6 protein-coding genes, 3 pseudogenes and 2 riboswitches are annotated in these 12,005 nt (G+C 35.9%); of the genes and pseudogenes, 7 read left to right on the top strand and 2 right to left on the bottom strand.

What is annotated here, in order from left to right; all coding sequences use genetic code 11:
- Nucleotides 1-1,338: 1,338 nt before the first annotated feature.
- Both AR328_RS22285 and AR328_RS15395 read right to left on the bottom strand, forming a co-directional pair.
- Nucleotides 1,339-1,854: a competence protein ComK gene (locus AR328_RS22285; protein ID WP_231734913.1), complete on the bottom strand. Its 516-nt coding sequence runs from the start codon at nucleotides 1,852-1,854 to the stop codon at nucleotides 1,339-1,341.
- Nucleotides 1,855-1,900: 46 nt separating this feature from the next.
- Nucleotides 1,901-2,161, bottom strand: a complete 261-nt coding sequence (locus AR328_RS15395) for a helix-turn-helix domain-containing protein (protein ID WP_066297167.1) — start codon at nucleotides 2,159-2,161, stop codon at nucleotides 1,901-1,903.
- Nucleotides 2,162-2,914: 753 nt separating this feature from the next.
- Here AR328_RS15395 and AR328_RS23495 point away from each other — a divergent pair.
- The 7 genes and pseudogenes from AR328_RS23495 to AR328_RS15420 all read left to right on the top strand — a co-directional run.
- A pseudogene (locus tag AR328_RS23495) lies at nucleotides 2,915-3,784 on the top strand (cache domain-containing protein); the annotation flags it as partial.
- Nucleotides 3,785-3,847: 63 nt separating this feature from the next.
- Nucleotides 3,848-4,987, top strand: coding sequence for a methyl-accepting chemotaxis protein (locus tag AR328_RS23500; RefSeq protein ID WP_442854458.1), 1,140 nt, complete (start codon nucleotides 3,848-3,850; stop codon nucleotides 4,985-4,987).
- 380 nt (nucleotides 4,988-5,367) lie between these two features.
- Nucleotides 5,368-5,463, top strand: a riboswitch (cyclic di-GMP riboswitch).
- Between the two features lie 237 nt (nucleotides 5,464-5,700).
- Nucleotides 5,701-6,162: a chemotaxis protein CheW gene (locus AR328_RS15405; RefSeq protein ID WP_066297170.1), complete on the top strand. Its 462-nt coding sequence runs from the start codon at nucleotides 5,701-5,703 to the stop codon at nucleotides 6,160-6,162.
- Nucleotides 6,163-6,188: 26 nt separating this feature from the next.
- A pseudogene (locus AR328_RS23505) lies at nucleotides 6,189-6,932 on the top strand (HAMP domain-containing protein); the annotation flags it as partial.
- A 303-nt stretch (nucleotides 6,933-7,235) separates the two neighbouring features.
- Nucleotides 7,236-7,874: pseudogene (locus AR328_RS23510) on the top strand (methyl-accepting chemotaxis protein); the annotation flags it as partial.
- Between the two features lie 283 nt (nucleotides 7,875-8,157).
- Nucleotides 8,158-10,443, top strand: coding sequence for an EAL domain-containing protein (locus AR328_RS15415; RefSeq protein ID WP_066297187.1), 2,286 nt, complete (start codon nucleotides 8,158-8,160; stop codon nucleotides 10,441-10,443).
- Between the two features lie 331 nt (nucleotides 10,444-10,774).
- A riboswitch (cyclic di-GMP riboswitch) is annotated at nucleotides 10,775-10,869 on the top strand.
- Between the two features lie 173 nt (nucleotides 10,870-11,042).
- Entirely contained in the window at nucleotides 11,043-11,711 is a 669-nt protein-coding gene (locus AR328_RS15420) for a methyl-accepting chemotaxis protein (protein ID WP_066297190.1), read from the top strand.
- Nucleotides 11,712-12,005: the final 294 nt, after the last annotated feature.

The following is a 12,005-nucleotide window of genomic DNA, read 5'->3' on the forward strand; positions in this document are numbered from 1 at the left end:
AGACGTTCTACCCCGACTACCGTCATCATAAGGCCATATAAAAAAAGGTCAACCAGAAAAATCTGGCTAACCTTATATTACGAACGTTTGATTAAAGAAATAGGTGAAGAGGCAAATTTCAAATGGTTAAACCAATGAGCCCCAGGAGTAATGTTATTTAGTAATTTGCTGACACTAGTATTTTTTAATAGGTTGGGGAAATTTGCGGACTGTGGATTCGCTATTTCACAAAATAACCTTCATTTCATAGTCTTATCGGACCCTGGTTCCGCTAATAGGGGTGAAAAGGGTGAATTTTAAAGGATTTTCATCGATTAAAGGAACGGGTGTCCGTACCATTTGAAAGTAGGGAGATTTTAAGTGAATAGCGGAATGTGAGTCCGATAATATTTTGAATGGACAGTGGTTCCGTTATAATTGGGTGCCATCTGTGAATTGGCTGATAAACCACACTTTCTTTGTTTAAGCTACAATTTTATATCAAAAAATAGCGGTTCGAGTCGCAAAGACTAGCTTATGAGGTGCAATCAAGGATAATTAAAGTATCCTCTTTTGGCATAATTGAAGTTGCTAATGTAATAACCCTATATCAAATGCCTACAACGGCTAGATCCTCACCTTCTTCATTTAAAAAACAAGAGTGTAGCTAAGGTGGGGTAGCTAACTAATAAGTCTAATCAAACGTTTGATTGAACAGACTCAATCCCTTGTCCTGTATGGCTTGAAGGGAATTTAATCAAACGTTTGATTGGTATGTATGTTCGTATATTTATATCAATTTATACCAATGGCCAAATTCTAAGAATTATTATGATACAAGCTTAGGGAAGGCCTGTCCTGTCAGTGCAAGAGAGCATTAACTAAACGTTTGATTAAACAGTCTCAATCCCTTGACCTGTATGGCTTTGAGGGGATTTAATAAAACGTTTAATTAACATGTATGTTCGTATTTTTTTAACAATTTATAGCAATTGACTAATGTTAATAATTATTATGATACAAATATAGGGAGAGCCTGTCCTGTCAGTGCAAGAGAGTATTAATCAAACGTTTGATTAAACAGTCTCAATCCCTTTTCCTGCATGGCTTTGAGGGCATTTAATTAAACGTTTGATTAACATATATGTTCGTATTTTTATATCAATTTATAGCAATTTACTATTTTAATAATTATTATGATACAAGCATAGCGAGAGCATGTCCTGTTAGTACAAGAGAGTATTAATCAAACGTTTGATTAGCACAATCCCGAAATAAAAGATGCTTTTCACACCAAACTTTTTAGTAGGGAAGGAGGCCCTCTTCCTCCCCAGAAAGAAGCCTCCAATAAACATGCTGCTATGTATAATCATCCTTCTTTTCACTTACTAACGAGTGGTTACTTCTACTCGTGCTCGGATAAGCTGAAACCTTTGTTATATCATCAAGCTGTTCGGCTGTTTTAATTTTACTGTTAAAGGAGGTTAGTTTAGCTGAGATGTTATGGGTTTTGCCATTGCTATACGTGATGGTTGTTTTTCGATTGAGGCTGTTGGTTCTTTTGATGTGAATGGGGTTGTACCAGACGCACTCATCATGCCAGGCTGATTTCGTTGGAAACACGATGATCCTTAGAATCGGATTAACCAAGATGGGACAATGATAAATGTTGCCAAGCAGTTTTTTCGAAGTTGCTATGGCTCCTCTTAAATCGTATCCAATGACACAAATGCTATCTTCGAGGATTTCTAGAGGTGATTTGTCGACAATGAATGTGTTACAAGTTTCAGTGACATGTGTGCATAATTTTCCGTGACGGTCATAGTGACCTTTCATGTACATGAAATATTCGTTGATTATGTAGCTTGATCTCATGAACAACGAGAATCGACTCCTTTGGCAGTAAGACTGCTGAATAATTTTATTTTGGCTGCAATTCTATTACTTGTGTTTTTCGTACGTCTATTTCAATTTCTTGCAAAAGTTCTGAAGGCTCCATTCCTAGAGATTCAGCTATACTCCAGAAGGTACTTAGAAGTGGTTCCTGTTCATCTCTTTCCAGTAAACTGATTGTTTTTATCCCTAGTCCGCTTTTCCAAGCCAAGTCTTCCTGAGTCAGTTTCATAGATGTTCTTAACCTTTTTAACGTGATCCCCAAATACCTCATCTTCCAAATATTCATTTGTTTAACCTCCCCCTGACACTATTAGATAATAATCGCCAAATTTTTTACATGTAGAGTAGTTCCAATTTATTTCCTATAAGGAGATTTTATAAAAAAGAAGGAAATTTAGCAGTGATTTATAATAATAATATTCAAAACATTTGTACTGGAAACCCTTGTTAAATAAGAGTTTCCAGCTTAAACAAGGATCGGTTTACGTAAGGGTGAAATAATTGTTACACTTTGGTGAACATTGTAAAAATTCTGTTCCTAAACTGGATTTAAATCAAGAATTTGTTCTCTGGCTTAATTTCATTTTATATATTCGCTTTTCTCAGCTTCTCTTTCGCTCCCGTTCGCCAATTTTTCATGGCGGATAAGGAAACCCGTTTAATGGCAGCAATCTCTGAGACAGATCTTTAAAGCCAACCTGTAAATTAATAAATGTTTGAGCTAATTGACCTATTTCTCTCTAAGTGGCTTTTCTCTTTAGGGAAGAATAAATGGCGTCAATATGTAAAAAAGTTTAAATAAGCCATTTATTAATGTAATTTGCACTGTATAATTATAGTGCAAAAGTATTAAAGTTAATTGATTTGAGGTGAAGTTAGAAATTTCTGTGGGTATGAGGAGAATGGTTTCAATATTTGAAAAAGTAGTAAAGGTAAATTCCGGGGCTAGTTTATTTGTATTCGGTGATGGGACAATCAAGTGTTAACATAGTCTTTTGGAAAATACAGCTAAGTGTACACAGATAGGAAGGAATGTCTTATGGTAAAAAAAGATAATGTAACTAAGTCAAACTTATTTTCTTGGATAAGAAGCAGTATTTCAACAAAAGTAGCTTTTGCTCTTTTTATAGCTATTATAATTGTATTTTCAATTACAGGATTTCTAATTAACTCTTATACGAAATCAATTTTAGTTAGTAGTGTAGAAGAAAATGTATCAACTAACAGTGACGCAATTGCTGATCAAGTTAATAGTATGTTTGCAGATAAAGGAACCATTGTAAGGCAAATTGCTACGAACCAGGAGATACTAAAATACTTGAATACAGCCCAATCGAGAGATGAAGCAACGACAAATTCGTATTATGACGGGGTTTTAAAATCACTTGATGAGATTGTTAAAACAGATGATGCTATTGCAATGGTTTGGGTTGCCAGCAATAAGTCTAACTTTCTAATTGGAAGTAATAACGTAGTATCCGATCCAGGTTTCGATATAAAAAGCAGACCTTGGTATGAACAAGCCCTAAAGGAAGAAAATGTATATTTTACTGAGCCGTATATGGATGAAGTATTTGGGAAAGTCATTTTAAGTGCAATGAAACCAATTAAAGAGGGAGAAAATACGGTTGGTATCGTTGCGATAGACATATTTTTAGACGAATTGCCGCAATTAATGCAATCTTATAAGATGGGGGAAAATAGTTATTCGTTTTTACTCTCTAACGATGGAACTATCCTATATCATCCAAACAGTGAGTTAATACTAGAACAAAAACTTCAATCACTTTCTGGTGAGATAGGAAGTGTGGGCCAGAAAATGGTTGAGGGTAAAAAGGGGCTTGAATTAACAGAAGTAAATAATGGCTTAGAATATATCGGGTATTCACCAGTTCCAACAACTAAATGGTCAGTTGGAACATCTATTCCTCAAAAGGAAGCATTGAGTAGTCTTAGCACTTTTACGTACATGATGAGCTTATATTTTGTTATTGCTTGTTTGATTCTTATTGTCTTAGTTTTTATCCTGTTAAAACGTATGTTAAGAGAAATACCTCAAGTTACAAATGTAATGGAGCAACTAGCTTTAGGTAATTTAAGTTTGGTGGAATTAGAACCAAAATCCAAAGATGAAATAGGTCAATTAGTAACATCTACAAACCAATTGAATCAGAATTTACGAGAAATAGTAAGTCAAATTAATAGAGTTTCTGAAACATTAAGCAGTCAAAGTGAGGAATTGACTCAATCCGCAAACGAAGTAAAAACCGGATCAGAACAAGTGGCATCAACTATGCAGGAATTAGCAGCCGGTTCTGAAACTCAAGCCAATAACGCGAGTGATTTATCAACCGGTATGAGTAATTTTGCAGATAAAGTTCAAGAAGCAAATGAAAATGGTTACCGTATTGAAGCAAATTCAAAAGTAGTGTTAAGCATGACTAAAGATGGATCTGAGTTAATGAAAAATTCAATCCTCCAAATGGAAAAAATCGATAATATTGTACGGGACTCAGTCAATAAAGTCCAAGGGCTAGACAAGCATTCACAAGAAATTTCCAATTTAGTAACCGTAATTAAGGACGTTGCTGATCAAACTAATCTTCTGGCTTTAAATGCTGCAATTGAAGCTGCAAGGGCCGGAGAACATGGAAAAGGTTTCGCGGTAGTAGCAGATGAAGTAAAAAAGCTTGCTGAACAAGTATCTCATTCTGTAATAAATATAACTGATATAGTAGGTAGTATCCAAAAGGAATCGGGTCTTGTTTCGGAATCGTTATTAGTTGGATATAAGGAAGTGGAACAAGGAAAAGCACAAATTGAATCAACTGGCGAGACTTTCCGTGGAATTAGTGAAGCTGTAACAGAAATGGTTAATAGTATTGCAACGATTGCTGAAAACTTAGGTGAAATTGCCACAAGTTCACAGGAGATGAATGGAGCAATTCAAGAAATTGCTTCGGTTTCTGAAGAATCTGCTGCTGGTGTTGAAGAAACATCTGCATCTTCTCAAGAAATAAGCAGCATTATGGAAGAAATAGCCGGCAGTTCGGATCAACTAGCAAAATTAGCTGAAGAACTGAATGGATTAGTAGGACATTTTAAGTTATAAATAATTAGTTTTTCTGAAAATACTCCCATCTAACTCCCGTATAGGAAGTGGATTTTAGCATTAGTTACTGCTGCAATGAGAGAGTACTATCCAAACTGATAAAAATCAACGGAACAGCTTATGCAAGCACACATGATCGAGCTAAAAACTGATGGGCTTGCGAACGATAAAATTATGGAACTATCTCTTTTTGAGGTAGTTCTTTTATTATTTTACCTATTGGTTTTTGCCTGAAAATCACTAGCACTTTTTTGCAAGTGTCAAAAAATGTCGAATATATTAGATTATTGTAAAATTTTGTTGAATATTGTTGACTTTTCTATTTATGTTAACTATTATGAAGTGGTATAAAGGTAATGGGTGATTTGACCTGTTTTAAAATTTGATAAAGGCAAACTCTTTGAAAGAAGAGGACGCAAAGCCATGGGTCTGTCGTTCAAATTTAGCTATTGAACTATGATCGCCAGGTTGCCAATTAGCTTTATATATGTAAAGTGATGGCTGCTCTATTCATAAGAGACAGCTATTTTTGTGCGAAAAATTATTAATTGAAGGTGAAGAAGGACAAATCCTGATTGTTTTTAATGACTAGAATATATATCTAACTAGTGTATGAAAGAGGTGAGGTGCTTTTGGCGAAATAGAAGATTAGAATTCTATTCTCTTAAAATAGCTGAATTTTTGAGTGTTTAATCTACATTGGGGGAAGGTTAATGAACGATTTTATAGCAGTTGTTTTTCGCATAGGTAATGAAGAGTATGGTATCCATTTAAATCAAGTTAGTTATATTGAGCGAGTGTCTTCGATTAAAGCGCTTCCAAAAATGCCTTCTTATGTTCGAGGAATTATTGAGCTGCGTGGGAATGTTATTCCGATTCTCGATCTTCGTAGGGTATTGCTGGAGCAGGATATTGTTGAAAGTGATTCAACACGAATTATCGCTGTAAACATAAATGAAAAACTCATTGGTTTAGCAGTCGATGCAGCCACAGATATAGTAGATATCCCATCTGAATGTATTCAACAACCTGACTTAATAGAAGATGTCAATTTTCCTTTCCTAATTGGGATTGCCAAGATGAAGGAGCGGCTTTTGATTCTTCTTGATATAAATAATTTATTAAACAATAAGTCTGTGCAAGAGCAGGTAAACAAAATAAAAGAAGCGATATAAAAAGTGAAGATAAGCGGGTGTTTTTGGTGAAATTTACAATTGGTAAAAAGTTGCTAGGCGGTTTTTTATGCATCGCAATCATACTCGGCATTATTAGTGCAATATCGTATTTCAGCATTAAGAAAATTGATAAATCTTTTTCTGAATTGGTTGATCGCCGGGCAGTTATCGTCATCAATTCAATGAATATGGAAATCAGTGCTTCAAGGGAAATCAGTAATTTGAGAGGCGTGTTATTAAAGGAAAAGGGTTCATCAGAAACACTATCAAAATCTATAGCTGATCTGAATGAGCGCATTAAAGTTGCCGGTAATTTAGTCAATCGGCAAGATGATAAAGATAAATTAAATCAACTTGAATCAATGAATAACGACTTAAAAAAAAAATCAGACGAAGTCATAACCTTGATGGAGACTGATCCGGAAAAAGCACATGTATATGCTGTTGAAGTAGTTATGCCTTTAGCTAGAGAGATACGAGATATAGCAGATGGAATCGCAATAGAACAAACAGAACTAATGGATGAGGGTAGTATAGCTAGTTCAAAGTTGTCTAATCAGGTCACTTCAACAGTCCTTACCTTAAGCATAATGGCCATTATATTAGCTGTTATTATTGGTATAGTCATTACTCGAATCATTACTAAACCAATTTTATCTGTAGAAAAAGCGGCAGAGGCGATAGCAGCAGGTGATCTTACTCAAGAGGATGTTAAAGTTAAGAATCGGGACGAAATTGGAAATCTGGCAAAATCATTTAACCAAATGAAGGAGAATCTCCGCCTCTTGGTCCGTGAAGTGAGTATTGATGCTGAACAAGTGGCGGCAACTTCGGAGGAGCTGTCTGCCAGTGCTGAACAGAACAGCAGTGCGACAGAACAAATTTCACTGGCGATTCAAGAGGTGGCATTAGGTTCAGAAAAACAAGTTTCTCATGCTACAGCAGCTAATCAAGCGGTCGCGAAAATCTCTATGGGAATGAATCAGGCTGCAGCCTCTATTCAATCTGTTGCCGATCTTACGACTGCTGCGAACGATAAAGCAGTCGCCGGAAACGAAGTAGTTACCCAAACTGTGGAACAAATAAATCTTGTTCAACAATCTGTTAATGAAACCGGAGTGGTTGTTAACAGCCTAGGTGATAAATCAGTGGAAATTGGCCAAATTGTTGAGTTAATTACCCAGATTGCAGATCAAACGAACCTTTTAGCTTTAAACGCTGCGATCGAAGCTGCACGGGCAGGAGAGCATGGGCGAGGGTTTGCGGTAGTTGCTGATGAGGTACGGAAGCTTGCAGAACAATCTGGTGGGGCTGCAGGTCAAATACGGGAACTCATCCAAGAGATTCAAACAGAGGCAGAGAAAGCTGTTCAATCTATGAATCATGGCGCATCTGTCGTAGATGAGGGGATTAAACTGGTCCATCAAACAGGAGATGCCTTTAAAGATATTGTAAAATCCATAGAACAGGTCACCACCGAAGCCCAAGAGGTGTCAGCGATTGTGGAGCAAGTGAATTCCAGCTCACAAAATATGGTGGTAATGATGGAAGGCGTAGCGAATATAGCTGAACAATCTGCAGGAAATACACAAAATGTAGCTGCTTCGGCTGAGGAACAAAATGCCTCAATGGAAGAAATATCATCTTCAGCGGAAACATTAAGTGATATGGCTCTACATCTGCAAGCAGTCATAAATAGATTCAAAGTTTAGAACTATGTACTTTAAACTATCATCAGTTAACAAATCTATTAAATTTAGAAGAGGAAGTCATGTTTAATGCTGGATTCAATAGGGGGAGTATCACGCTACGATTTTTTGTTACGCCAATTTCAATATGAAAATATATGTATCACCGAAGATATTCAACAATCGCTAGAGACTAATTTAAATAAAGAAAAGGCTCTGTGAAGACAAAAAGTCTCCACAGAGCCTTTATCTAGTTTTTTTGTTATTCAACTAAAGCATAGAAATATTCTGAGGAGTACGATATGAAATGGAAATGAGTCTATCTAATCAAAGCAGACATAACTATGTAATGTCAGAGCTAGAAAAAAACCTTCGAAATGCAATCGAACGAGATGAATTATTTTTACATTATCAGCCTAAACTTAGCTTGATTTCAGGGAAAATCATCGGAATTGAGGCATTGATCCGCTGGAATCATCCAAACAAAGGGATCATTTCACCTGCTGAAATTATTCCCCTAGCGGAAGAAACAGGGCTTATTATCCCTATTGGAGAATGGGTTTTGAGAACCGCCTGTATGCAAAATAAAGCTTGGCAGGATTTAGGCCTCTCGCCTGTCGTTATTTCAGTAAATCTATCGGTTCGCCAGCTTTATCAACCTAATTTAGTTGAGGCTGTTAAGAGAATATTAGATGAAACCGGGCTCTCCCCTGAGTTCCTTGAACTTGAGATAACCGAGAGTATGTTGATGGATATCAAACATGGCATCAAGGTTTTGAAGGAATTAAAAAGCATTGGCATTCAAATTAGTTTGGATGATTTCGGAACAGGGTATAGCTCACTTGATCGCTTAAAGGCGCTCCCTATCAATAAATTAAAAATTGATCAATCATTTATTCGGAATTGTACAGAAGACAAAAATGATGCAGCTATTGTAAAGATGATCATTTCTATAGCCCATCAATTGAAACTTGAGGTCGTGGCCGAAGGGGTGGAATCAAAGGATCAATTAATTTTTCTTCAGAGAAATCTATGTGATGAGGCCCAAGGGTATTTATTTAGTAAACCTTTACCCATGAACCAGATTGTACGCAAATTCGGTGAAATAGAACAAATAATAACTAAAAATGGAATTCCTAAAGAACTCTCAGATAAAAATAGACTAGAAGAAGCGTTGCAGCTAGCTCGTCAGGAGTTAGCAGAAACAGTCAGGCAACAGCAAGGGATGATTTTCAAATTCACAAAGAAGAATGGGAAATTCATTCATACACTATGTGATGGTGAATTACTTTATCGAATGGGTTTAGTTCCAGAACAAATTATTGGTCGGGAGCTAAGTGACTTTCTTCCTTATCACTTTGCTGAAGTGAAGGGTCAATATTATCAGAGGGCCTGGGATGGGGAGAATAATGTCACATATGAATGTGAAGTAAACAAAGTTGAATGCATTGTGTCATTACGCCCTATTCTAAGAGACAGACAAGTGGTTGAAGTTATCGGTTCATGTGTTGATATTACGGAAATGAAGCAGGTCAAGGAAGCCTTGAAACAGAGTGAATCCAACTATCAGCTCATTACTGAAAATATGACTGATTTGGTTACTGTCTGTGATGCAAATGGTAGAATTGTATACGCCTCTCCGTCCCATAAAAAAGTATTGGGATTTATTCCGACAGAAGAAGAACCAAGCAAAGAAAAAAGCTGGGTTCACCCGGACGATATCCCACATTTAGAAAAACAGTACAATCAAATAGTAACAAGTAAAAAGTTTGGTCAAATAGAGTTTCGTGTCAGGCATCAAGATGGTTATTGGTTTTATGTAGAGGCTCAATTTAACCCTGTAATCGAAAATAATGGCGAATTAGAATCAATTATTGTTGTAGGACGCGATATTTCGGAGAGAAAGAAAGTGGATGAATTTATACAAAAAAAGGAAATGTTGTCTGTCATCGGGCAATTAGCTGCAGGTATTGCACACGAAATTAGGAATCCTCTTACTGCGGTAAAAGGCTTTCTTCAAATGTTGCAACAGGAATTAGACAAAACTAAATATATCGATATTATGTTATCTGAGATTCATGATATTGAAAAGGTTATTAAAGAGTTCATAACGCTCGCTAAGCCACAAGCAATTCAAACGTTGGAAACCAATCTACAGGATCTGATACAAAAGGTTGTTACATTAATTAGTGCACAAGCCATTCTAAAAAACATCAAAATTGTCCAAAAGATTGATCCCGAATTACCACTAATTTATTGTGATAATTATCAAATTAAACAGTTATTAATAAATATTTTTCAAAATTCTATTCAAGCGATGGACAATGGTGGACATATCACTATTCGAGCAACATGGGATGGCTTAGAACAAATAAAAATCCGTGTTATTGATCAGGGTTGTGGCATTCCAAAAGATCGAATGAAAAGAATATTTGAACCGTTTTATAGCACAAAAGAAAAGGGAACAGGAATTGGATTAATGATTTGTCACAAAATTATTCAGGATCACGGCGGAACTATCCATATTGATAGTGAACTAAATAAGGGGACAACCATTGACATTGTTTTACCTATTAAAACCGCTATAAAATGAAAGTATTAATCAGTGATAAGGGTTTTTGTACAAATATGGTATCTTTATTAATTTTGTTAGCAACCCATAGTAGTATAGCCGTTTAAAAAAGAGGAAATCAGGAATAAGGTAATAAAGATTAGTAGAGTCACACTAACAACTATTTTTCCAAATTGAAGTAAAATTCAATACTTTATAATATTTGGATTTTTACCTAATGATATCAAAGAGAGAATTGTCGAATTGTATAAATTGTTGTAAAGTTTTGTTGAATTTTATTGACTACTTAAATTTTGTTAATTACTATATAAATATAACAAAAAGGAAAAAGGTTTTTTTACATAATTACAAATTCCGATAAAGGCAAACTTATCGAAAGATAAGGACGCAAAGCCATGGGTCTGTCGTTCAAATTAGCTATTGAACTATGATTGCCAGGTTGCCAAATAGCTTTATTTTATTAAAGTGATGGCTGTTCTATTTATAAGGGACGGCTATCTTTTTTGTGTGAAAATAAAAAAAGTTGGTGGGTATAACAAAGAAATAACCGACTCCTGATTCTTAGAGATATAGCAGATGGACTCGCCATAGAACAAAATAAACTTATGGAAGAAGGAAGTTTGGCAAGTTCTAAATTAACTGATACAGTCATAACAACTGTTCTTACCTTAAGTATAATTGGCATTGTATTAGCAGTAATTATTGGCGTGGTGATTACTCGGATGATTACTAGACCTATTTTATTAATAGAAAAAACAGCATCGGCCATTGCGGAAGGTGACCTTACTCAAGAGGACGTTCAAGTAAAGAATCGGGACGAAATTGGAAATCCGGCAAATTCATTTAATCAAATGAAAGAGAATCTGCGTAAATTGGTTCTTGAGGTGAGCACAGATGCTGAGCATGTAGCCTCAACTTCGGAAGAGCTCTCAGCCAGCGCAGAACAGAATAGTGCGGCAGCCGAACAAATTTCAATTGCCATTCAAGAGGTAGCGCTTGGTTCAGATAAACAAGTATCACACGCCTCAGAAGCGAATCAGGCGGTCGCAGAAATCTCACGGGGAATGAATCAGGCCGCTGCATCCATTCAATTTGTTGCGGATTTAACGACTACCGCAAATGATAAGGCTGTCGCTGGAAATGAAGTGGTGACTCAAACCGTTGAACAAATCAATCTTGTTCAAAAATCTGTTAATGAAGCTGGGGATGTGGTAAACAACCTTGGTAATAAATCGATCGAAATTGGTCAAATCGTTGAGTTGATTACTCAAATTGCATTTAAAGTTTAGGTTGTTGGGGATTACTTTGTATCTGGGAATAAGCTATTTTTGTAAATTGGATAGACTATTAATTGTGGAAGAGGAAATATATTATAATGCTTAATTCAATAAGAGGAGAATCGCGCTTCGACTTGTTGCTACGTCAATATAAACAAGGGAATATAAGTATGACGGATGAGGTTGAACAATCGCTCGATCGATTTTGCCTGTTTCTATATCACCATACAGACGTCCACTATTTTTCGTTTGTAAATGAAAAAGTTTTGAGGGCATATATCACCCATCATCGGTCCAATAATTTTG

This window comes from Bacillus sp. FJAT-29937 (assembly GCF_001509555.1).
Taxonomy (GTDB): domain Bacteria; phylum Bacillota; class Bacilli; order Bacillales; family Cytobacillaceae; genus Cytobacillus.

What these genes read in the sequence shown, in the direction of transcription:
- AR328_RS22285 (WP_231734913.1), bottom strand. Translation starts at nt 1,854, where the DNA reads ATGAGATCAAGCTACATAATCAACGAATATTTCATGTACATGAAAGGT.
- AR328_RS15395 (WP_066297167.1), bottom strand. Translation starts at nt 2,161, where the DNA reads ATGAATATTTGGAAGATGAGGTATTTGGGGATCACGTTAAAAAGGTTA.
- AR328_RS23500 (WP_442854458.1), top strand. Translation starts at nt 3,848, where the DNA reads ATGAGCTTATATTTTGTTATTGCTTGTTTGATTCTTATTGTCTTAGTT.
- AR328_RS15405 (WP_066297170.1), top strand. Translation starts at nt 5,701, where the DNA reads ATGAACGATTTTATAGCAGTTGTTTTTCGCATAGGTAATGAAGAGTAT.
- AR328_RS15415 (WP_066297187.1), top strand. Translation starts at nt 8,158, where the DNA reads ATGGAAATGAGTCTATCTAATCAAAGCAGACATAACTATGTAATGTCA.